12 protein-coding genes are annotated in these 23,037 nt (G+C 63.8%); 10 read left to right on the forward strand and 2 right to left on the reverse strand.

The genetic code is table 11. The features are described 5' to 3' along the window. Positions 1-17: 17 nt before the first annotated feature. The 8 genes from PMM47T1_RS14360 (at position 18) to PMM47T1_RS14395 (ending at position 14,514) form a co-directional block, all read left to right on the forward strand. Complete coding sequence (locus PMM47T1_RS14360) at positions 18-1,340, forward strand: OprD family outer membrane porin (RefSeq protein ID WP_008370044.1); 1,323 nt, start codon at positions 18-20, stop codon at positions 1,338-1,340. 123 nt (positions 1,341-1,463) lie between these two features. Further along, a complete protein-coding gene (tpx, locus tag PMM47T1_RS14365; RefSeq protein ID WP_008370045.1) occupies positions 1,464-1,964 on the forward strand; it encodes a thiol peroxidase in 501 nt (166 codons plus the stop codon). Between the two features lie 324 nt (positions 1,965-2,288). After that, entirely contained in the window at positions 2,289-3,593 is a 1,305-nt protein-coding gene (locus PMM47T1_RS14370; RefSeq protein ID WP_008370047.1) for an MdtA/MuxA family multidrug efflux RND transporter periplasmic adaptor subunit, read from the forward strand. Next, positions 3,590-6,763, forward strand: a complete 3,174-nt coding sequence (locus PMM47T1_RS14375) for an MdtB/MuxB family multidrug efflux RND transporter permease subunit (protein ID WP_008370050.1) — start codon at positions 3,590-3,592, stop codon at positions 6,761-6,763. Before PMM47T1_RS14370 ends, PMM47T1_RS14375 begins: the two co-directional genes overlap by 4 nt. Then, positions 6,760-9,867, forward strand: coding sequence for an efflux RND transporter permease subunit (locus PMM47T1_RS14380; RefSeq protein WP_008370052.1), 3,108 nt, complete (start codon positions 6,760-6,762; stop codon positions 9,865-9,867). The genes PMM47T1_RS14375 and PMM47T1_RS14380 overlap by 4 nt, the downstream gene beginning before the upstream one ends. Further along, positions 9,864-11,363, forward strand: a complete 1,500-nt coding sequence (locus PMM47T1_RS14385; protein WP_008370054.1) for an efflux transporter outer membrane subunit — start codon at positions 9,864-9,866, stop codon at positions 11,361-11,363. Before PMM47T1_RS14380 ends, PMM47T1_RS14385 begins: the two co-directional genes overlap by 4 nt. 218 nt (positions 11,364-11,581) lie before the next feature. Beyond that, positions 11,582-13,672 carry a putative bifunctional diguanylate cyclase/phosphodiesterase gene (locus tag PMM47T1_RS14390; RefSeq protein WP_008370056.1) on the forward strand — a complete coding sequence of 697 codons (2,091 nt, stop codon included), beginning with the start codon at positions 11,582-11,584 and terminating at the stop codon, positions 13,670-13,672. Between the two features lie 95 nt (positions 13,673-13,767). Next, on the forward strand, positions 13,768-14,514 hold the full coding sequence (locus PMM47T1_RS14395) for an SDR family oxidoreductase (RefSeq protein WP_008370057.1): 747 nt from the start codon (positions 13,768-13,770) through the stop codon (positions 14,512-14,514). A 257-nt stretch (positions 14,515-14,771) separates the two neighbouring features. Here the strand turns inward: PMM47T1_RS14395 and PMM47T1_RS14400 are convergent, their stop codons facing one another. Continuing rightward, the gene (locus PMM47T1_RS14400) at positions 14,772-16,151 is read right to left on the reverse strand and encodes an MFS transporter (RefSeq protein WP_008370060.1); all 1,380 of its coding nucleotides are present in this window, start codon (positions 16,149-16,151) and stop codon (positions 14,772-14,774) included. A 345-nt stretch (positions 16,152-16,496) separates the two neighbouring features. Between PMM47T1_RS14400 and PMM47T1_RS14405 the strand changes: the two genes are divergently transcribed. Beyond that, positions 16,497-19,343, forward strand: coding sequence for a sensor domain-containing phosphodiesterase (locus PMM47T1_RS14405; RefSeq protein ID WP_008370062.1), 2,847 nt, complete (start codon positions 16,497-16,499; stop codon positions 19,341-19,343). Positions 19,344-19,360: 17 nt separating this feature from the next. Here PMM47T1_RS14405 and PMM47T1_RS14410 read toward each other — a convergent pair whose 3' ends face one another. Further along, positions 19,361-19,600: a DUF3203 family protein gene (locus PMM47T1_RS14410; RefSeq protein ID WP_008370064.1), complete on the reverse strand. Its 240-nt coding sequence runs from the start codon at positions 19,598-19,600 to the stop codon at positions 19,361-19,363. A gap of 253 nt (positions 19,601-19,853) precedes the next feature. On the opposite strand from PMM47T1_RS14410, the gene PMM47T1_RS14415 reads away from it, so the two are divergent. Then, entirely contained in the window at positions 19,854-23,036 is a 3,183-nt protein-coding gene (locus tag PMM47T1_RS14415) for an efflux RND transporter permease subunit (RefSeq protein ID WP_008370065.1), read from the forward strand. Position 23,037: the final 1 nt, after the last annotated feature.

Here is a 23,037-nt window from a genome sequence, read left to right on the forward strand (position 1 = left end):
GTTAATCGAGACCCGTGATGATCAAGAAGATAGTCCGTCCCCTGCTAGGCGCGATGTTGGGCAGTGCCGCCCTGGCCGCCCACGCCGATTTCATCGACGACAGCCATGCCGACCTGACGCTGCTCAACCGCTACCTGAACCAGCAAGGCAGCGACGTGGTGGGCAGTAACAAAAAGGCCAACAGCGTACGTGACTGGGGCCAGGGCTTCGAATTCAACTTCAAGTCCGGTTACACCGAAGGCACCATCGGCTTCGGCCTGGATCTGCAGGCCTTTTATGGCGTCAAGCTGGACTCCAACTCGCAGCAGGGCAGCATGTTCCCGCTGCAGGACGGCAAGTCGGCCGATGACTTCGGCGTGCTGAGCCCGACGTTCAAAATGCGCTTCCTTAAAGATGAGTTGCGCATCGGTACCCTGACCCAGAACAACCCGATGCTGGCGAACACCGACGGTCGTCTGTATCAACAGACCAACACCGGCGCGCAACTGGTGTCCAAGGACTTGGACAACTACGTCTTTACCCTGGGCAACATCACCCAGACCAAGATTCGCAACGAAACCGGCGACCAGAACATGATCACCGGTGGCGGCGCCAGGGACAGCAACCGCTTCAGCTACGGCGGCGCGGACTACACCGGCATCAAGAACACCACGCTGAGCGGCTGGTACTCGAACCTGGCAGACTACTACCAGCAGTTCTACCTGGGCCTCAAGCACACCGATGAGCTGCCAGTGGGCAGCCTGGCCACCGACCTGCGCGCGTACCGCAGCCTGGGCACCGGCGGCAACGGCGACGGCGACAGCGAATACGGCGCAGCCGGTTACTACGGTGGCACCACCACCAAGGGCCGTATCAACCAGTCGACGTTCAGCCTGATGGAGAGCTACAGCCTGATGGGCCACACCATCGGTCTGGGCGCACAGAAGAACACCGGTGACAGCGACTTCCCGTACCTGGACTCGGGCCTCAACAGCGGCGATTCGCGCCAGGGCCCTGGCAGCGGCGCCGACACCCCAGCGCTCACCAACCTGCAACTGAACAAGTTCCAGCACGCCGGCGAACGTACCTTCCTGGCCTTGTACAAGTATGACTTCGGCCAGTTGGGCCTCAAGGGCCTGGGCTTTTCGGCCCTGTACGCCCACGGTGACCAGATCAAGGTCGCCAGCGGTGGCGACAGCGAATGGGAACGTGACCTGGCGCTCAGCTACGTGGTGCCGGACGGCAAGCTCAAGGGCCTTGGCGTGACCTGGAAGAACGCCCAGGCCAACCCTGAGATGACGGGCCAGACCCACCAGGATGAAAACCGCTTCTACGTCAGCTACGTGATGCCACTCTGGTAACAGGCTGCCGCACCCTGTAGCCGCCCCCAGCGGCTACAGGCCGTTACTTTTTTGCGGTTTTGCGCTGGAACGGATTCGTGGTTAACTTCGGCTCTTTCAAAACCCCATAAAAGGATTCCGTTCATGGCTCAAGTGACTCTCAAAGGCAACCCGGTTCAGGTCAAGGGCGAACTGCCGAAAGTCGGCGCCAAGGCCCCTGCTTTTTCACTGGTCAGCGGTGCGCTGGCCGACGTGACCCTGGCAAGCTTTGCCGGCAAGCGCAAAATCCTCAACATCTTCCCAAGCGTTGATACCCCGACCTGCGCCACTTCCGTGCGCACGTTCAACGCCCAGGCCAACGAACTGGCCAACACCGTGGTGCTGTGCATTTCCGCTGACCTGCCTTTCGCCCAGGCACGCTTCTGCGGCGCCGAAGGCCTGGAAAACGTGCAGAACCTGTCCACCCTGCGTGGCGCCGAGTTCAAGGAAGCCTACGGTGTTGCCCTGGCAGACGGCCCCCTGGCTGGCCTGACTGCCCGTGCCGTAGTGGTGCTGGATGAGAACGACAACGTCCTGCACACCGAGCTGGTCGGCGAAATTGCCGAAGAGCCTAACTACGATGCAGCCCTGGCTGTATTGAAGTAACCCCCCCAAAAGCAACTTCCTCTGGTGGTTGCGACTGTCTTTTTTGGGGGCGGGTTCTACCCGCAAAGAGGCCACCGCCGTGTTTCAGTTTCTTCGCGGTGTCCGTTTCGCGGGTACAACCCGCTTCCATAGGGGCGGGGTTTACACGCTGTAACAAAGAACGGCCTGGAAAACTCCAGGCCGTTCTTGTTTGTGTGGTCTGCTTTTGGGTGTACTGCCCAGTAAAGTAAATAGCCGGTAAAGGCGCTTTGCATTATTCGCAACAATGATTATCGTTCCAGCCTTCCTGAATTGTACCTACTCCAACAAATGGTCGATCATTCCATGCAACCTGCCGGTTCCCGAAAATTCCCCCGCTGGCTGTTCGGCCTGCTCATCCTGATTCTGCTGGCGGCGGCCGCTGTCTATTGGCGTTCGCAGCACTCCATGGCCTCGCATGAAGCCGGGCCCCCGGAGAAGGGGCGGCCCCACGGCGGTCGACCCGGCGGCAACCCCATGCGTCCCGGTTTCGGCCCCAGCACCGGGCCGACCCCGGTGCGGGTGGCCCCGGCGACCGTGGGCGACTTCCCGGTCTATTCCAAGGCGCTAGGCACGGTGACCGCCACCAATACCATCAGCGTGCGCAGCCGCGTGGCCGGGGAACTGGTGAAAGTGGCGTTTCAGGAAGGGCAGATGGTCAAGGCGGGGGACTTGTTGGCGGTGATCGACCCACGGCCCTACGAGATCGCCCTGCAGCAGGCACAAGGCACCTTGGCCCAGGACCAGGCGCAACTGAAGAACGCGCAAATGGACCTGCAGCGTTATAAAGAACTGTTCGCCCAGGACAGCATTGCCAAGCAGACTCTGGACACCTCGGTGGCGCTGGTTGGCCAGTACCAGGGCACTTTGCTCACCGATCAGGCCAACGTCAACAACGCCAAGCTGAACCTGGAGTTCACCCAGATCCGCGCACCCATCAGCGGCCGCGTGGGCCTGCGCCAACTGGACGTGGGCAACCTGGTGGCGGCCAATGACACCACTGCCCTGGCGGTGATTACCCAGGTGCAACCGATCAGCGTGATCTTCACCCTGCCGGAGACCACCCTGGACCCGGTGCTGGCCCGCGTGCGCAGTGGCGCAATCCTGCCCGTGGAAGCCTGGGACCGCGGCGACCGCGCCCTGCAGGCCAGCGGCGTGCTGCACAGCATCGACAACCAGATCGACACCACCACCGGCACCCTGAAGTTCAAGGCGTATTTCGATAACAAGGACCTGGCGCTGTTCCCCAACCAGTTCGTCAACGTTCACTTGCTGTCCGATACCCTCAAAAACGTGGTGCTGGCACCGTCCGCCGCCGTGCAGTTCGGCACCAACGGCACTTTCGTCTATGCCATGGACGGCGACAACAAGGTGCGTATCCGTACCTTGAAAATCGGCGCCTCGGACGGCAGCGTCACGGTGATCGAAGAGGGCCTGGCCAAAGGCGACCGCGTGGTGCTGGAAGGCACCGACCGCCTGCGCGACGGCAGCAGCGTGGAAGTGGTCAACGACCCGGCCCAGGTGCCGACCACCCCCGGTGAGCACCTGAAGGGTGAAGACGCGGCGGGCAAACAAGCCGGCAGCGGCCACCGGAGCAAGGCGGGCGTATGAATCTGTCGCGGCTGTTCATCCTGCGTCCGGTAGCCACCACCCTGAGCATGCTGGCCATTGTCCTGGCCGGCCTGATCGCCTACCGCCTGCTGCCGGTCTCGGCGCTGCCACAGGTCGATTACCCGACCATCCGGGTCATGACCCTGTACCCCGGCGCCAGTCCGCAAGTGATGACCAGTGCCGTGACCGCGCCGCTGGAACGCCAGTTCGGGCAAATGCCCGGCCTGACCCAGATGGCGTCCACCAGCTCGGGCGGCGCCTCGGTGCTGACCCTGCGCTTCAGCCTTGACATCAACATGGACGTGGCCGAGCAACAGGTGCAGGCGGCCATCAATGCCGCCACCAACCTGCTGCCCACCGATTTGCCGGCGCCGCCGGTGTACAACAAGGTCAACCCGGCGGACACCCCGGTGCTTACCTTGGCGGTCAGCTCGAAAACCATGCTGCTGCCCAAGCTCAACGACCTGGTCGACACGCGCATGGCGCAGAAGATCGCGCAGATCACCGGCGTGGGCATGGTCTCCATTGCCGGCGGCCAGCGCCAGGCCGTGCGCATCAAGGTCAACCCCGAGGCCCTGGCCGCCGCCGGCCTGAACCTGGCCGACGTGCGTACACTGATCGCCGCCTCCAACGTCAACCAGCCCAAAGGCAACTTCGACGGCCCCACGCGGGTGTCGATGCTCGACGCCAACGACCAGATGGTTTCGCCTGAGGAGTACGCCAACCTCATTCTCAGCTACCGCAATGGCGCGCCCCTGCGCCTCAAGGATGTTTCGACCATTGTCGACGGCGCCGAGAACGAGCGCCTGGCCGCCTGGGCCAACGAGAACCAGGCCGTGCTGCTGAACATCCAGCGCCAGCCAGGGGCCAACGTCATTGAAGTGGTGGACCGGATCAAGGCGGTGCTGCCGTCGATCACCAGCAACCTGCCCGCCGGCCTGGACGTGGCGGTGCTCACCGACCGCACCCAGACCATCCGCGCCTCGGTCACCGACGTGCAGCACGAACTGCTGTTCTCCGTAGCCCTGGTGGTGTTGGTGACCTTCCTGTTCCTGCGCCGCTTCAGCGCCACCATCATTCCCTCGGTGGCCGTGCCGCTGTCGCTGATCGGCACGTTCGGCATCATGTACCTGGCCGGTTTCTCCATCAACAACCTGACCCTGATGGCCATGACCATCGCCACCGGCTTCGTGGTGGACGATGCCATCGTCATGCTGGAGAACATCTCCCGGCACATCGAGGAGGGCGAGACACCATTGCAGGCCGCCCTCAAGGGTGCCCGACAGATCGGCTTCACCCTGCTGTCACTGACCTTCTCGCTGATTGCCGTGCTGATTCCGCTGCTGTTCATGGCCGATGTGGTGGGGCGCCTGTTCCGCGAGTTTGCCATTACCCTGGCGGTGGCCATCCTGATTTCCCTGGTGGTGTCCCTGACCCTGACGCCCATGATGTGCGCACGGCTGCTCAAGCGCGAACCCAAGCCGCAAGACCAGACCCGCTTCTACCGGGCCAGCGGCGCCTGGATCGACTGGCTGATCGAGGCCTATGGTCGCAAGCTGCAATGGGTGCTGCGTCACCAGCCGCTGACCCTGCTGGTGGCAGTGGCTACCCTGGGCCTCACCGTGGTCCTTTACATGGTGGTGCCCAAGGGCTTCTTCCCAGTGCAGGATACTGGGGTCATCCAGGGCATCACCGAGGCGCCGCAGTCTATTTCCTTCAGCGCCATGAGCCAGCGTCAGCAGGAATTGGCCAAAGTGGTGTTGCAAGACCCCGACGTGGAGAGCCTGTCGTCCTACATTGGCGTGGACGGCGACAACGCCACGCTCAACAGCGGGCGCATGCTCATCAACCTCAAGCCATTGGGCCAGCGCCGGCTCACCGCCAGCCAGGTCATCGAGCGTATCCAGCCCGAAGCCGACAAGCTGGTGGGCATGCGCCTGTTCATGCAGCCGGTGCAGGACCTGACCATTGAAGACCGGGTCAGCCGCACCCAGTACCAGTTCAGCCTTTCTTCGCCCGACGCCGAACTGCTGAGCCAGTGGAGCGGCAAGCTGGTGGATGCCCTGCGCCAGCACCCGCAACTGACCGACGTGGCCAGCGACCTGCAGGATAAGGGGCTGCAGGTTTACCTGGTGATCGACCGCGACCAGGCCAAGCGCCTGGGCGTCAACGTGTCCGACATCACCAACGCCTTGTACGATGCCTTCGGCCAGCGGCAGATTTCCACCATCTACACCCAGGCCAGCCAGTACCGGGTGGTGTTGCAGGCCGCCAACGCTTCGGTGATCGGCCCGCAGGCGCTGGAACAGATCTACGTCAAGAGCACGCCCAGCGACAGTGCCATCAACCAGACGGTGTCCACCACGCTCACCGGCAGCGCCTCGTCCTTGCCGGTAACCAACAGTACCCAGGTGCGCCTGTCCAGCCTGGCGCACATCGAGCAGCGCCAGGCGCAGTTGGCGATCTCCCACATCGGCCAGTTCCCGGCGGTGATGATGTCGTTCAACCTGGCGCCGGGCGTGGCCCTGGGCCAGGCGGTGGAGCTGATCCAGCAAGTGCAGAAGGACATTGGCATGCCGATTGGCGTGCAGACTCAATTCCAGGGCGCGGCCCAGGCGTTCCAGGCGTCGCTGTCCAGTACCTTGCTGCTGATTCTGGCGGCGGTGGTGACCATGTACATCGTGTTGGGCATTCTCTACGAGAGCTACATCCACCCCATCACCATCCTCTCCACCCTGCCGTCGGCGGCGGTGGGCGCCTTGTTGGCGTTGCTGCTGAGCGGCAATGACCTGGGCATGATCGCCATCATCGGCATCATCCTGCTGATCGGCATCGTCAAGAAGAACGCGATCATGATGATCGACTTCGCCCTGGACGCCGAGCGCAACCAGGGCCTGGACCCGCAGACCGCCATCTACCAGGCGGCGCTGCTGCGCTTCCGGCCCATCCTGATGACCACCATGGCGGCGCTGTTCGGCGCCGTGCCGCTGATGCTGGCCGGTGGCTCCGGCGCCGAACTGCGCCAGCCCCTGGGCCTGGTGATGGTGGGCGGGCTGCTGGTGAGCCAGGTGCTGACTCTGTTCACCACGCCAGTGATCTACCTGTACTTCGATCGCCTGGCCCGGCGCTGGCGCAAGGCCCAGAGCGCGACGCAGGAAACCTCGGCATGAACCTGTCGGGCCCGTTCATTCGCCGCTCGGTGGCGACCATGCTGCTCAGCGTCGCGGTGATGTTGCTGGGCGGCGTCAGCTTCGGCCTGTTGCCGGTGTCACCGTTGCCGCAGATGGACTTCCCGGTGATCGTGGTGTCGGCCAACCTGGCCGGCGCCAGCCCCGAGGTCATGGCGTCTACCGTGGCTACCCCGCTGGAGCGCGCCTTCGGCAGCATCTCCGGGGTCACCACCATGAGCAGCCGCTCCAGCCAGGGCTCGACGCGGGTGATTCTGCAGTTCGACATGGACCGCGACATCAATGGCGCGGCGCGCGAGGTGCAGGCCGCCATCAATGCGTCGCGGCCGTTGCTGCCCAGTGGCATGCGCAGCATGCCCACCTACAAGAAGGTCAACCCGGCCCAGGCGCCGATCATGGTGCTGTCGCTGACCTCGGATGTGCTTGAGAAAGGCCAGCTGTATGACCTGGCCTCCACCATCCTGTCCCAGAGCCTGTCCCAGGTGGACGGGGTAGGGGAGGTGCAGATCGGCGGCAGTTCGCTGCCGGCGGTGCGCATCGAAGTGGAGCCCAACCTGCTCAACCAGTACGGCGTGTCCCTGGACGAGGTGCGCACCACCATCGCCAACGCCAACGTGCGCCGGCCCAAGGGTTTCGTCGAGAACAGCGAGCACAACTGGCAGGTGCAGGCCAACGATCAGCTGGAAAAGGCCAAGGATTACGGCCCGTTGATCATCCGCTACCAGAACGGCTCGGCGCTGCGCCTGAGTGACGTCGCGCACCTGGCCGATGGCGTGGAAGACCGCTACAACGCCGGTTTCTTCAACGATGATTCGGCGGTGCTGCTGGTGATCAACCGCCAGGCCGGTGCCAACATCATCAAGACCGTGGCGCAGATCAAGGCGCAATTGCCGGCCCTGGAAGCGGTGCTGCCGGCAAGCGTGCGGCTCAACGTGGCCATGGACCGCTCGCCGGTGATCAGCGCCACCCTGCATGAAGCCGAGCGCACGCTGCTGATCGCCGTGGCCTTGGTGGTGCTGGTGGTGTACCTGTTCCTGGGCAACTGGCGTGCTTCGCTGATTCCCACCCTGGCGGTGCCGGTGTCGCTGGTAGGTACCTTCGCCATCATGTACCTGTGGGGCTTTTCCCTGAACAACCTGTCGCTGATGGCGCTGATTCTGGCCACGGGGCTGGTGGTGGATGACGCCATCGTGGTGCTGGAGAACATATCCCGGCACATCGACGACGGCATGGCGCCCATGAAGGCCGCCTACAAGGGCGCCCAGGAAGTGGGCTTCACCCTGCTGGCCATGAATGCCTCGCTGGTGGCGGTGTTCATGTCGATCCTGTTCATGGGCGGCATCATCGAGAAGCTGTTCCGCGAGTTTTCCATCACCCTGTCGGCGGCCATCGTCGTGTCGCTGTTGGTGTCGCTGACGCTGACGCCTATGCTCTGCGCGCGTTGGCTCAAGCCCCATGTGCCAGGCCGCGAAAACTGCCTGCAACGCTGGAGCAACCGCACCCACGACGCCATGGTGCGCGGTTATGACCGCACTCTGGGCTGGGCCCTGGCGCATCGTCGGCTGACCCTGATCAGCCTGTTGCTGACCATCGGCGTCAACATCGCCCTTTACGTGGTGGTGCCCAAGACCTTCATGCCCCAGCAGGACACCGGCCAACTGATGGGTTTCGTGCGCGGTGATGACGGCCTGTCGTTCACGGTCATGCAGCCGAAAATGGAAGCCTTCCGCCGAGCCATCATTGCCGACCCGGCGGTGCTCAGCGTCGCCGGCTTCATCGGCGGCAACAACGGCACCAACAACGCCACCATCCTGGTGCGCCTCAAGCCCATCAAGGAGCGCGACATCAACGCCCAGCAAGTCATCGAGCGCTTGCGCAGAAACCTGCCCAAGGTGCCCGGCGCGCGGCTGATGCTGATGGCCGACCAAGACCTGCAGTTCGGTGGTGCCCGCGACCAGACCACCAACCAGTACCAGTACATCATTCAGAGCGGCGACCTGGCCGCTTTGCGCACCTGGTACCCGAAAATCACCGAAGCCTTCAAGAAATTGCCCGAGCTGACCTCCCTGGACGCCCGCGAGGGCCGCGGTGCGCCCCAGGTGACGCTGGTGGTGGACCGCGACCAGGCCAAGCGCCTGGGCATAGACATGAGCACCGTCACCGCGGTGCTCAACAACGCCTACAGCCAGCGGCAGATTTCCACCATCTACGACAGCCTCAATCAGTACGAAGTGGTGATGGAGATCAACCCCAAATACGCCCAGGACCCGGTCACCCTCGACCAGGTGCAGGTGATCAACTCGGCGGGGGCGCGGGTGCCGCTGTCCAGCATTGCCCACTACGTGAACAGCCTGGCCGACGACAGCGTCAGCCACGAGGGCCAGTTCGCCTCGGAAAGCATTTCCTTCGACCTGGCCGAAGGCGTGCCGCTGGACCGCGCCACCGCCGCCATCGAGCGGGCCATTGCTTCGCTGGGGTTGCCCGAGGACATCATCGTCAAGGTGGCGGGTACCGGCGACGCCTTCGCTGCCGCGCAGAAAAGCCAGCCCTGGATGATCCTTGGCTCGCTGGTGCTGGTGTACCTGGTGCTGGGCATTCTCTATGAGAGCTACGTGCACCCGCTCACCATCCTCTCGACCCTGCCGTCGGCGGGGGTGGGCGCGCTGTTGAGCATTTACGTGACCGGCGGCGAGTTCAGTCTGATCTCGCTGCTGGGCTTGTTCCTGCTGATTGGCGTGGTGAAAAAGAACGCCATCCTGATGATTGACCTGGCGCTGCAACTGGAGCGCGAGCACGGCATGGGCCCGCTGGACTCGATTCGCCAGGCCTGCCTGCAACGCCTGCGGCCAATCCTGATGACGACGTTGGCGGCGATCCTCGGCGCGCTGCCGCTGCTGATGGGCGGCACCGAAGGCGCCGAAATGCGCCAGCCGCTGGGCCTGACCATCATCGGCGGGCTGGTTTTCAGCCAGATCCTGACCCTGTACACCACGCCGGTGGTGTACCTCTACCTTGACCGCTTGCGCCACCGCGTCAACCACTGGCGCGGCGTACGTACCGATGCATCCCTGGAAACCCCGCTATGACCAAGCTGATCGTGCCGCGCCCCCTGACCTGCCAGATGGCCACCGCCCGTGGTTCGTGGGTGCTCAACCTGGGCCTGAGCACGATGATGCTCGCAGGCCTGCTGCTGGGCGGTTGCGCCGTGGGCCCCGACTACAAGCGCCCGGATGTGGCGGCGCCGGCGCAGTTCAAGCAAGCCCAGGGCTGGCGCCAGGCGCAGCCCAGCGATGCCCTGGCGCGGGGTGCCTGGTGGGAGGTTTACGGCGACGTGCAGCTTAACGGCCTGGTGGAGCGCCTGAACCACTCCAACCAGACCGTGGCGCAATATGAAGCGCAGTACCGGCAGTCCCAGGCGCTGGTGAAAAGCGCCCGGGGTGCGTTTTTCCCCACCGTGGACCTCAGCGCCAGCAAAAGCCGCTCAAGCCAAGGCACCGGCAGCAGCAACTCCAGCCTGGGCAGCGCCAGCAGCGGCATTCGCAACACCTACAACGCCCAGGCCAACGTCAGCTGGGAGGCCGACGTGTGGGGCAAGTTGCGCCGTGGCCTGGAAGCCGACAAGGGCAGCGCCCAGGCCAGCCTCGCCGACCTGGCTGCCATGCGCCTGAGCCTGCAGTCGGAGCTGGTGCAGAACTACCTGCAGCTGCGCGTGATCGATGAACAGAAGCGCTTGCTGCAGGCTACGGTGGAAACCTACCAGCGCTCGCTGACCATGACGCAGAACCAGTACCGGGTTGGCGTTTCTGGCGCCGATGCAGTGGCCCAGGCGCAAACCCAGCTGCGCACCACCCAGGCCGACCTGGTGGACCTGGCCTGGCAGCGCGCCCAGTACGAAAATGCCATTGCCGTGCTAATGGGCGTGCCGCCGGCCGACTTCAACCTGGCCGAAACCAAGGCCATCCCGGCCTTGCCGGCAATCCCGGTGCAGGTCCCGTCCCAGTGGTTGGAGCGGCGCCCCGACATCGCGGCCGCCGAACGTTCGGTGATGGCGGCCAATGCCAACATCGGCGTGGCCAAGAGTGCCTACTTCCCGGACCTGACCCTGAGCCTGTCAGGCGGGTACAGCAGCAGTACCTTCGCCAACTGGCTGACCCTGCCCAACCGCTTCTGGTCGGTGGGCCCGCAATTGGCCGGCACCCTGTTTGATGGCGGCCAGCGTTCGGCGGAAGTGGAGCGTACCGAGGCGGTCTACGACCAGACCGTTGCCCAGTACCGCCAGACCGTGCTCAACGGTTTCCAGGAAGTGGAAAACTACATGGTCCAGCTCAAGGTCTACGAGGACGAGGCCCAGGTGCGCCAACAGGCGCTGGAATCGGCGCGGGAGTCCTTGCGCCTGACCACCAACCAATACAAGGCGGGGCTGATTGCCTATCTTGATGTGGTGACCGTTCAAGCCACTGCCCTGGGCAACGAGCGCAGTGTCCTGAACGTGCTGCAAAGCCGCCTGGTGGCCAGCGTGCAGTTGATCGCCGCGCTGGGCGGTGGCTGGGACGGGCAAATGGATTTAACGCGCAGTCCTTGAAGCCGTCCGTCTGAAAGGTTAAGGTCTGTCTTGCCCTTGTACAAGGCTGTACAGGGGCTAGACCCTTGTAGAAGCTGGGCTCGGTAGTGGCATAGCGATATCGCGCCAGCCCCCGACAGTCACGCGCTCTTCCCAAGCAAACAAGCGTTTAATTGCGTACAATCCTGCGCCATTCATTAGGCAGGGAACGCGTCGGATTTGCAGGTTCAGAGTGTCGCATGCTGATTGGTAGCTATTCCCCCTCCCTGGTAATCATCTCGCTGTGCGTGGCCATGCTGGCCTCGTACACGGCGCTGGATCTGGTTGGCCGCATCGCCACCGCCAGGGGCCGGGCAGTGTACTTCTGGATGGGGGGTGGTTCGCTGTCGATGGGGGTGGGCATCTGGTCGATGCACTTTATCGGCATGCTCGCCTTCAGTCTGCCCATCGACGTGGGCTACGACCTGAAGCTCACAGGGCTGTCCTTGCTGATTGCCATTTTGTCATCGGGCTTTGCCCTGTGGCTGGTCAGCCAGCCGCGCCTGCCCTTGAGCCAGTTGGCCTTGGGGGCGCTGATCATGGGTGGCGGTATTGCCAGCATGCACTACACCGGCATGGCCGCCATGCGCATGACCCCGGGCATTCAATACGACACGCTGCTGTTCATCGACTCGCTGATCATCGCCATCGGTGCCTCGGCGGCGGCCCTGTACATCGCCTTTCGCCTGCGCCATGCCGCGCCCCACGTGGTGCTGGCGCGCGGCGTGGCGTCGGTGGTGATGGGCATTGCCATCGTCGGCATGCACTACACCGGCATGGCCGCGGCAATGTTCCCCGAAGGCAGTGTCTGTGGCGCGGCCGGCGGCGGGCTGACCGGCAAGGGCCTGGACTACCTGGTGCTGATCACCAGCCTGGCGGTGCTGGGCATTACCTTGCTGACCTCGGTGCTGGACGCGCGCATGGAAGCGCGCACCGCGGACCTGGCCAACTCGTTGCGCCTGGCGAACCGCGAACTCACCCAATTGGCCCTGCATGACAACCTCACCGGCCTGCCCAACCGCGTGCTGCTGGCCGACCGTATTGACCAGGCCATGCAGATGGTCGACGAAAACGGCGGCTGCTTCGCACTGATGTTCATTGACCTGGACGGCTTCAAACCGGTCAACGACGCCTTTGGTCACCACATGGGCGACGAACTGTTGCGCGCCGTGGGCCTGCGCCTGCGCGGCAACCTGCATGGCCAGGACACGCTGGCGCGTATCGGCGGCGATGAATTCGTGTTGCTGGTGGCCTTGCCCGAGCCTAACGATGCGCCCACCGTGGCGGCGCGTCAGGTCGGCCTGATCAGCCAGCCGTTCCGTCTGGCCGAGCAAAGCCTGCAGATATCAGCCAGCATCGGTATTGCCCTGTACCCCGGCAACGGTACTGACCAGCATGCCTTGCTGATGAATGCCGACGCGGCCATGTACCACGCCAAGAGCGCGGGCAAGAACGGCTACAGCTTCTTCGACGGTTCCATGAACACCAATGCCCGCAAGCAGCTGCAACTATTGCAAGACCTGCGCATGGCGGTGGAAAAGGATCAGTTGCGCCTGCATTACCAGCCCAAGTTCGACGCCGGTACCGGCCTGCCGGTGGGCGCCGAGGCGCTGCTGCGCTGGCAGCATCCGGAGATGGGATTGCTGGGTCCCGACTGCTTCATCGAGCTGGCGGAAAAGACCGGGCTGATCATCAGCATGGGCGAGTGGGTGCTGGACGAAGCCTGCCGGCAAATGCACGCATGGGTTCAGCAGGGCTATGGCCACTGGCGCGTCGCGGTCAACCTGTCGGCGCTGCAGTTCTGCCACGTGGGCCTGGTGGCCAGCGTGTCGGCGGCGCTTGCGCGCCATCAGTTGTCAGCCAATAACCTGACCCTGGAAATCACCGAATCCACGGCCATGAACGATGCCGATGCGAGCATGAGCGTGCTGCGCCAGCTGTCGGACATGGGCGTGGACCTGTCCATCGACGACTTTGGTACCGGCTATTCGAGCCTGATGTACCTCAAGCGCCTGCCGGCCAACGAATTGAAAATTGACCGTGGCTTTGTCCGTGACCTGGAGCAGGACAGTGATGATGCTGCGATCGTCTCGGCCATTGTCGCCCTGGGCCAGGCCCTGGGCTTGCGCATTGTGGCCGAAGGTGTGGAAACCGATAACCAGCAGGACTTCCTCACCCGCCTGGGCTGCGATTCGCTGCAAGGCTTCCTGCTGGGGCACCCGTTGCCGGCCGAGCATTTCATGGCCGACATTCACGCCGCCGAACAACAGCAGCGCGCTTCGGGAACCTGAGCGCTTGCACTGGCGGGGCGGGCCGCTCCTGCGGTAATGTCCCACTGCTTTTTTTCACCTTGCTCAAGTCCCCCATGAGGAGCGCACCGAGGTCCATGGATAAAGTCATCGTCATCACCGGCGGCAGCCGCGGCATTGGCGCTGCCACGGCGCGGCTGGCCGCCCGCCAGGGTTATCGCGTGTGCATCAACTATCTGTCCGACGAGCAGGCCGCCCAGGCTACCTTGGCCGAGGTCCGCGAACTGGGGGCCCAGGCCATCGCTGTGCGTGCCGATGTCAGCGTCGAGGACGAAGTGGTGCACCTGTTCAACCGGGTCGATGCGGAACTGGGCACCGTCACCGCGCTGATCAACAACGCCGCCACTGTGGGCCACACCTCGCGGGTGGACGAGATGTCGGAATTTCGCCTGCTCAAGTTGCTCAAGAGCAACGTGGCCGGGCCGATACTGTGCGCCAAGCACGCGATCCTGCGCATGTCCACGCGCCACGGCGGCCAGGGCGGCAGCATCGTCAACGTCTCCTCGGTGGCTGCGCGCCTGGGCTCACCCGGCGAATACGTGGACTACGCCGCCTCCAAGGGCGCCCTGGACACCTTCACCATTGGCCTGGCCAAGGAGCTGGCGGGGGAGAGCGTGCGTGTGAACGCGGTGCGCCCGGGGTACATCTATACCGAGTTCCATGCATTGAGCGGTGACCCGGACCGGGTCAGCAAGCTGGAGCCGGGGATTCCCATGGGACGGGGTGGGCAGCCTCATGAGGTGGCGGAGGCGATTTTGTGGTTGGCTTCCGAGAGTGCCAGTTATACCACTGGGAGCTTTCTGGACCTGGGTGGCGGCCGTTGAGGCACGATACCCGGGCACTGTAGCCTCTGCCGCCAGGCTGCGCTGGCCCTTGGCCCGCTGGAGATCTGCAGCGGGTTGAGATCGAGCGCCGCGGGCGGCGTGCGATTTCATGGGCGGCGCAAAAACATCTTTTGGCCCACCGCGGCACCCCCAAAACCCAACGCTGCGGCCGGCCTGATGTTGGCAGTTCGTGGTGTCCATAAAAAAGCCCCGGGCTCGAAGAGAGCCCAGGGCTTTTTCAAATCACACCAAATCCCTTACTTCACCGCCTGAGTCCGCATCTGCAGGTACTCACTGCGCTCCACTTCCTTCGCATCACGCTTGCCCAGGTCGGCCATCGGAATGCGGTAGGTTTCCTTGGCCGCGTAGGCGGCGAGGGCGGCGATCACGGTGATGCCGAACGCCATGGCGCCCACGGTGACCGGGATGTTGTCCGAACCGGGCGGGGCCACGGCGGCGAACAAGGCCGGCAGCAGGGCGGTGATCATGGTGCCCACGTTCTGCGAGATGGCCATGGCCGACACGCGGTAGCGGGTCTGGAACAGCTCCGGGTAGAAGCTGGGGAAAATCGCGTTGTAGCCCTGGTAGATCACGCCCCACATCAGCAGCGACATGGCAAACGCCATGGGCACGCTGTGGATGCTGATGGCGTACAAGTAACCGAAGGCCAGCAGCCCGGACCCCAGCGCACCACCAATGATCATCGGGCGGCGGCCGACCTTGTCCGACCAGTTGCCCACGAACGGGATCACCACCACGGCGACGATGTTGCCGATCACCGGGATCCACAGGTACACGCTCTTCGAAAAGCCGATGCCGTAGGCCGGCTGCACCGCGTAGGCCGCGCCGAAGATGGTGGCGATTACCGGGATCACGTTCATCAGCGCCATGCAGGTCACCAGGCACATGTTGCGCCAGTTGTTCTGGAAGGCTTCGACGATAGGGGCCTTGGGCAGTTGGGTGCTGGCTTCTTCGTTGACGAAGGCCGGGGTCTCATGGACCTCTTTACGGATAATGTAGCCGGCGATCAGCACGATGGCGCTAAGCAGGAACGGAATGCGCCAGCCCCAGGCGTTGAACGCGTCATCGGGCATGAAGTAGGCCAGGGGCAGGAAGATCGCCGCAGCGAAGATTTGCCCCGCCTGCACACCTTGCAGCGTGTAGCTGGCGAAGTAGCCCCTTCTGCCGAAGGGCGCATGCTCCATAATCATGGAGCTGGCGCCGGAGATCTCCCCGGCTACTGCGAAGCCCTGTATCAGGCGCAGTACTACCAGCAGGGCGGGCGCCCACAGGCCCACTTGCGAGTAGGTTGGCAGCAGGCCCACGGCCATGGTGGCGAAGCCCATCAGGAACATGCACAGCAGCAGTACGTTTTTACGACCGCGGGTATCACCCCAGTGGCCGAGGAACGCGGCACCGATCGGACGGGCGATGTAACCCACGCCATAAGTTGCCAGCGAGGCGACGATAGCGATCTTGGGGTCGGTGGACGGGAAGAAGATTTGCGGGAATATCAACGCCGCAGCCTGGGCGTAGATAAAGAAGTCATAATATTCGAGCGCCGAGCCAATCCAGCCGCTGGCGGTCGCTTTTTGGGTCTGTTTTGAGCCGTGGGACTCGGTGGATACTTGATCCATGGGTGTCTCCGTTGTTTTTATTATAGAGCAATATCTTTTTGGGTAACGCTGACAGCCAGTGGCCAAGGCCAAAACTAACTGGATAGTTAACAAATATCAGCCACCATGGCGTGTGTCAATATAGCGACAGGCTGATCAGTGCGAACCTGTGCGATTGCCGGTCATTATTATGCCACCAGTAGAAATATTTGTGCAGGCGAAACCGACGTGGGGGCGTCTGGCCCAAGGGTTTGCGCACCAGATGTCCGTCCGGTACTTGCATTCAATGCTGGCACCGAGCTATATCTTCGTCCAGCCCTGCCGATACTGAGGGCATGCGACTGTCCGTTCTGCTGGAGTTCCTTCTTGAATTTCCCCCATTTGCCCGATGATTCACGCGTGCCGCCCGGCGACCCGGCGGCCGCCTCGATCGATGCGGTTCTGGCAGCGGCACGCGCGTGGCCAAAAGGCTGCGCGTGGGTGTGGTATCGCAATGGCGAACCCTTGCATCGCGTCGCCCAGGGTGGCGCGTTCTGCCAATGGCCCAGCAACCTGGCAAAACGTGATTTCGACGGCTTTTGCCGGGCCGAAGGGCTGCACCGCTGGGCCACCGGCGAGGGTGAACATGCGCTGGGCTGGATACTGGCCGCGCGCAACGAAGCCGACAACCCGTTGCTGGCACAACTGGCGTGCGACCTGGGCGTGCGAATTCAGAGCGAAGCGCTGGCACGGGCGCAGATCACCCAACGGGTGCTGTACGAGATCACCTACCTGGCGAGCTCCACCCGTGACCGCGCCGAGTTTCTGGAAGGGGTGCACCGCCACCTCGCCACCTTGATAGATGCCGAGAACTTCTACCTGGCGCTGTACGACAGCCAGACCGGCAAGATTGCCTACCCTTATTACGTCGACATCATCGACACCGACGCCATCGAGGCCGAAACCTGCGAGTTCCTCGACCCTGACAACCTGTCGCTGACCGGGCACGTGCTCAGCAGCGGTCAGCCACTGATGGTCGATGCCAGCGGCATGCGCCGGGCCGAGCAGGAAGGGCGTTTCGCCCCGGTCGGCCACCGGCCCGAGTTCTGGATGGGTGCGCCGCTGAAGAATGCCTCGGACGAGGTGTTCGGCATGCTGGCCATGCAGGTCTACGAAGTGTCGCGCATCTACAGCGCCGAGGACCGAGAACTGTTCCTGGTGGTGGCCCGGCACGTGGCCATGGCCCTGGACCGCATGCTGCACCGCGTGGACCTGGAAGAAACCGTGTCGCGGCGCACCCAGGAGCTGTCCGAACTCAACGACGCCCTGCGCCTGGAAGTGATCGAGCGCGAGCGCGCCGAGCACTTGCACAGCGCGCTGTTCCAGATTGCCGAGCTGTCCAGCCAGCAGGGCGACATGGCCGAGCTGTTCCAGAGCCTGCACATGATTGTTGGCGACCTGCTGTTCGCCCGCAACTTCTACATCGCGCTGTTCGAGGTGATGACCGGCGAGGTGACCTTCCCGTATTACATCGACGAACAGAGCGCTGCCAGCCCGGCGCCGCGCCGTGGCCAGCGTGGCCTGACCGAGTACGTGATTCGCCAGCGCCGCCCGTGCCTGATTGACTACGACGCAGCCAGCGAGCTGATGGCCAGCGGCGAGATCGCCAACAACCCCGAGCCCATCCGCTCGCAATCCTGGCTGGGCATTCCGCTGTTCGAGGGCAGCCAGGTGCGCGGCGTGCTGGTGGTCCAAAGCTATTCGCCGATGATCCGCTACAGCCAGCGTGACCAGGAATTGCTGACCTTTGTCTCGCGGCACATTGACACCGCCTTGTCGCGCCGCAGCGCCGCCGAAGCGGTACAGGCGGCCAACCTGATGCTCGAAGCCCGGGTACAGAGCCGCACCCGCGAGCTGGACCACGCCAACGCCAAGTTGCAGCATGAAAACGCCCACGACGCCTTGACCGGGTTGCCCAACCGCAGCCAGTTGCAGCAACGGCTGCACTCGGCGTGGGGGCAGTTCTGCACCCAGGACCGGCCGCTGGTGGTCATGTTCATTGACCTGGACCGCTTCAAGATGGTCAACGACAGCCTTGGTCACCACTCCGGCGACCTGCTGTTGACCCAGGCGGCCACGCGTCTGTGCAACTGCCTGCGCAGCGGTGATTTGCTGGCGCGCCTGGGCGGCGATGAGTTTGCGGTGCTGGCCCCGGATGCTGACCTGGACGCGGCAGTGGAGATCGCCCAGCGGATCCTGCAGGCGTTCGACGTGCCCTTCACCATCGACGGCCATGGCGTGTTTTCCTCCTGTAGCATCGGCATTGTCAGTGCCGACGCACAATTTCACGTTGAACCCGCCGATTTGCTGCGTGATGCCGACACCGCCATGTACCGGGTCAAGAATGCCGGGCGCGACAGTTTCGCGGTGTTCAACCAGCAGGTACGTCGCGAGGTCAGCGACCAGATGGAGCGCGAAGGTGCCTTGCGCAATGCGCTCAAGCGCGATGATGAGCTGCTGGCCTATTTCCAGCCCATTGTCAGCGTCGAGACCGGCGCGGTGGTGGCCCTGGAGGCCTTGATCCGCTGGCGCCAGGCCGACGGCCGCATCACCGCCCCGGGCGAGTTCCTGCCAGCGCTGGAAGGCTTGCGCCTGATCGGCCGGCTGGACTTGTACATGCTCAACCGCATCGCCGAAATCCTCGCCCGGCCCGAGCACGCGCACTGGCCGCCGGTGCACGTCAACTGTTCAAGCTACAGCATCACCCGCCCCGAGTTTGCCAGCGAAGTGCTGGCCCTGCTCAAGCGTCACGGTATTGGTGCCCAGCGCCTGTGCCTGGAGTTGACCGAAGGCGGCCTGGTGGCCGAGCCTGAGCGTGCGCGGCAGACCATGCAGCAATTGGCCGAGCATGGCCTGAGCGTGATGCTGGATGACTTCGGTGCCGGCTTCTCTTCGCTCAGCTACGTGCACCAGTACACCTTCAGCGGTTTGAAGATCGACAAGTCCTTTATCCTCGAACTGACGGCCAGCGAGCGCAGCCGCGCCATCGTCCGCGCCATTGTGCGCATGGCCGATTCGCTGGGGTTACCGGTGGTGGCCGAAGGGGTGGAGGACGAAGCGACCTTGCAGCTGCTGCGGGAAATGGGCGCGGCCCAGGCGCAGGGCTACTATTTCGCCCGGCCGATGGCGATGGAACAGTTGAATTTGATGCGCACACCCGCCCCCATCCCGTAGGGCCTGCGGGGGGGCGGTCAAATCACCGACCCCGACACGCTGGCCTTCACATGGTGGCGGTCATCCACCGCGCCAGCCACGGTCAGGGCATCGGCTTCGGCTTCGGTGATGGGCACGCGGTGGCCGTTGAGCTCGGCGATGGACATCCGCAGTTGATCGTCGGTGCTGATACGCACATCGGTGGCCGCGCCTTCGCAGCGCATGTCCTGCTCGATGAGTGTGCAGCGTTGGGTCTGGGCATTGATTTCCACGGGCATGGCTCCTCTCCCTTGCAGCTTGGTTACCTTCAGGGTTAGACAACAGGCGCAGGCCTGCCGGCCAACTGTCGGATCAGCGGTCAACTGATTAAAGGTTCTTCAGGAACCACGCAGTGGCCCTTGGCGCTGCCTACACTGATCGGTGTGCCGATGACTGTCAGCGGGGGGATTGCGCTGGCCGGGGAAATTCGCGGTACCTGCCTGGTGGTGGCGCTCCTCAAGCGTTTGTCTGTCTTGTGCACGGATAAAACCCATGCTTGGAATTGTGCGTGTCGCGCTGAATCGGCCCTATACCTTCGTGGTTCTGGCTATCTTCATTCTTATCGTCGGCCCCCTGGCGGCCTGGCGTACCCCTACGGACATTTTTCCGGAAATTCGCATACCGGTCATCGCCGTGATCTGGCAATACACCGGCTTGCCGCCGGACCAGATGGCCGGGCGCATCACCTCGCCGTTCGAGCGGGTGCTCACCACCACCGTGAACGATGTGCGCCACATCGATGCGCAGTCGCTCAACGGCTTCGGCATCGTCAAGGTGTACTTCCAGCCCAACGTCAACATCAGTACCGCCAATGCCCAGCTGACCTCGGTGGCCCAGGTGATCCTGCGCCAATTGCCGCCGGGCACCACGCCACCGCTGATCCTCAACTACAGCGCCTCCACCGTGCCCATCGTGCAACTGGCGCTGTCGGGCCAGGGCCTGAGCGAGCAGCGCCTGGGCGACCTGGGTCTCAACAGCGTGCGCCTGCTGCTGACGTCGGTGGCGGGTGCGGCCATGCCGTATCCGTTCGGCGGCAAAAGCCGCCAGGTGCAGATCGACATCGACTCGGCAGCGCTGCAGGCCCGCGGGCTGTCGGCCCAGGATGTGGCCAACGCCCTGGCCGGGCAGAACCTGATCACCCCGGTGGGCACGGAAAAGATCGGCCGCTACGAATACGTCATGCAACTGAACAACGCCCCCTCGGCCATCGCCGACCTGGAAACCCTGCCCATCAAGGCCGTCGACGGCACCACGGTGCTGATGCGCGACGTGGCCAGCGTGCGTGACGGTGCGCCGCCGCAGACCAACATTGTCCACGTCAATGGCAGCCGCTCGGTGCTCATCACCGTGCTCAAGACCGGCTCGGCGTCCACCCTGGGGGTGATCGCCGGCATCAAGGACAAGTTGGCCGAGTCCAAGGCGGCGTTGCCCGACAACCTCAAGATCGACTTCATTGGTGACCAGTCACTGTTTGTGCGCGCGGCCATCAACAGTGTGGCCCGCGAGGCGGTGATCGCCGCGGCGCTGACCAGCCTGATGATTCTGCTGTTCCTGGGCAGTTGGCGCTCCACGGTGATCATTGCCATCTCCATTCCCCTGGCCATTCTGGCCTCCATCGCCACCCTGGCGGCCCTGGGCGAAACCCTGAATATCATGACCCTGGGCGGCCTGGCCCTGGCGGTGGGCATCCTGGTGGACGACGCCACGGTGACCATCGAGAACATCAACTGGCACCTGGAACAAGGCAAGCAGGTGCGCGAAGCCATCCTCGATGGCGCCGCGCAGATCGTCACCCCGGCCTTCGTGTCGCTGCTGTGCATCTGCATCGTGTTCGTGCCGATGTTCTTCCTCGATGGCATCGCGCGCTTTCTGTTCGTGCCCATGGCTGAAGCCGTGATGTTCGCCATGATTGCCTCGTTCATCCTGTCGCGCACCCTGGTGCCAACCATGGCCAACTTCCTGCTCAAGCCCCATGAGCACAAGGAAGGGGAGCACAAGCCGGCGTCGCGCAACCCGCTGGTCCGCTTCCAGAAGGGCTTTGAAGCGCGCTTCGAGCGGGCACGCGAGGGCTATCACGGCCTGCTCGAAGCGGTACTGCGCCGGCGCGTGCTGTTCTTGGTGGTGTTCTTTGCCTTTGTGTTGCTGTCCTTTGGCCTGGCGCCGTTCCTGGGCCGTGATTTCTTTCCCAGCGTCGACTCCGGGCAGATCCTGATGCACGTGCGGGTGCCCGTGGGCACCCGCATCGAAGACACCGCCCAGGTGATCTACCGGGTCGAGCAGGCAGTGCGCGGCATCGTCCCGGCCGAGGAGCTGGGGGCGGTGGTGGACAACATTGGCCTGTCCATCAGCGGCATCAACACGGCCTACAACAACACCGGTACCGTGGGTTCACAGGACAGCGACGTGCAAATCTCGCTGAACGAGGGCCATCGGGCCACGGGCGACTACATCCGGCAGATGCGCGAGCAACTGCCGCAGGATTTCCCCGGGGTGGTGTTCTCCTTCCCGCCGTCGGACATCGTCGGCCAGATTCTCAATTTCGGCTCTGCCGCGCCCATTGACCTGCAAGTCTCGGGCGCCAACCTGGCCGCCAACTTTGCCTACGCCAACGGCCTGTTGCGCGAGATTCGTCGGGTGCCGGGCGTGGTGGACGCCCGCCTGCAACAGTCACGGCAACTGCCCAGCTTCAAGATCAACGTGGACCGCACCCGGGCGCAGTTGGTGGGTATCACCGAGCGCGACATCACCAACAGCCTGGTGGTCAACCTGGCCGGTTCCAGCCAAGTGGCGCCCACTTACTGGCTCAATAACGCCAATGGCATTTCCTACCCCATCGTGCTGCAAACCCCGCAGTACAAGCTGGACAGCCTGGGTGCCCTGCATGACTTGCCATTGAGCGCCAGTGGTGCCGGTGCCAACGGCCAGTTGCTGGGCGGCCTGGCGACTTTCGAGCGCAGCCAGAGCAACTCGGTGCTGACCCAGTCCGATATCCAGCCGGTGGTGGAGGTCTACGCCTCCCTCCAGGGCCGTGACCTGGGGGCCGTGGCGGCTGACATCCAGGGCATCATCGACGCCCACGCCAAGGACCTGCCCAAAGGCTCCAAGGCCACCCTTCAAGGCCAGGTGCAAACCATGAACAGTGCCTTCAACGGTATGTTCTTCGGCCTGTTGGGGGCTGTGGTGCTGATCTACCTGCTGATCGTGGTCAACTTCCAGTCCTGGCTGGACCCCTTCGTGATCATCACTGCGTTGCCGGCGGCGCTGGCGGGTATCGTGTGGATGCTCTTTGCCACCCACACCACGCTGTCGGTGCCGGCGCTGACCGGGGCCATCATGTGCATGGGCGTGGCTACCGCCAACTCGATCCTGGTGGTGAGCTTCTGCCGCGAGCGCCTGCAGGAACATGGCGATTCGGTGAAGGCCGCGCTGGAGGCCGGCTACACCCGTTTCCGGCCGGTGCTGATGACGGCACTGTCGATGATCATCGGCATGGCGCCCATGGCCCTGAGCCTGGGCGAGGGCGGCGAGCAGAATGCGCCGCTGGGCCGCGCGGTGATCGGCGGCCTGGCTTTCGCCACCTGTGCCACGCTGTTCCTGGTACCGGCGATTTTCAGCATTGTCCATGCCCGAGACGGGCGCGAAACCGTTGCCGAACGCAGCGGCCAGGAGGCCTGAC

The organism is Pseudomonas sp. M47T1, assembly GCF_000263855.1.
In the GTDB taxonomy this organism is placed as follows: Bacteria; Pseudomonadota; Gammaproteobacteria; order Pseudomonadales; family Pseudomonadaceae; genus Aquipseudomonas.

Bases quoted from the DNA above. Each gene is read 5' to 3' on its own strand.
- PMM47T1_RS14390 (WP_008370056.1), top strand. From the start codon at position 11,582: ATGCTGATTGGTAGCTATTCCCCCTCCCTGGTAATCATCTCGCTGTGC.
- PMM47T1_RS14360 (WP_008370044.1), top strand. From the start codon at position 18: ATGATCAAGAAGATAGTCCGTCCCCTGCTAGGCGCGATGTTGGGCAGT.
- tpx (WP_008370045.1), top strand. From the start codon at position 1,464: ATGGCTCAAGTGACTCTCAAAGGCAACCCGGTTCAGGTCAAGGGCGAA.
- PMM47T1_RS14380 (WP_008370052.1), top strand. From the start codon at position 6,760: ATGAACCTGTCGGGCCCGTTCATTCGCCGCTCGGTGGCGACCATGCTG.
- PMM47T1_RS14370 (WP_008370047.1), top strand. From the start codon at position 2,289: ATGCAACCTGCCGGTTCCCGAAAATTCCCCCGCTGGCTGTTCGGCCTG.
- PMM47T1_RS14375 (WP_008370050.1), top strand. From the start codon at position 3,590: ATGAATCTGTCGCGGCTGTTCATCCTGCGTCCGGTAGCCACCACCCTG.
- PMM47T1_RS14400 (WP_008370060.1), bottom strand. From the start codon at position 16,151: ATGGATCAAGTATCCACCGAGTCCCACGGCTCAAAACAGACCCAAAAA.
- PMM47T1_RS14385 (WP_008370054.1), top strand. From the start codon at position 9,864: ATGACCAAGCTGATCGTGCCGCGCCCCCTGACCTGCCAGATGGCCACC.
- PMM47T1_RS14415 (WP_008370065.1), top strand. From the start codon at position 19,854: ATGCTTGGAATTGTGCGTGTCGCGCTGAATCGGCCCTATACCTTCGTG.
- PMM47T1_RS14410 (WP_008370064.1), bottom strand. From the start codon at position 19,600: ATGCCCGTGGAAATCAATGCCCAGACCCAACGCTGCACACTCATCGAG.
- PMM47T1_RS14395 (WP_008370057.1), top strand. From the start codon at position 13,768: ATGGATAAAGTCATCGTCATCACCGGCGGCAGCCGCGGCATTGGCGCT.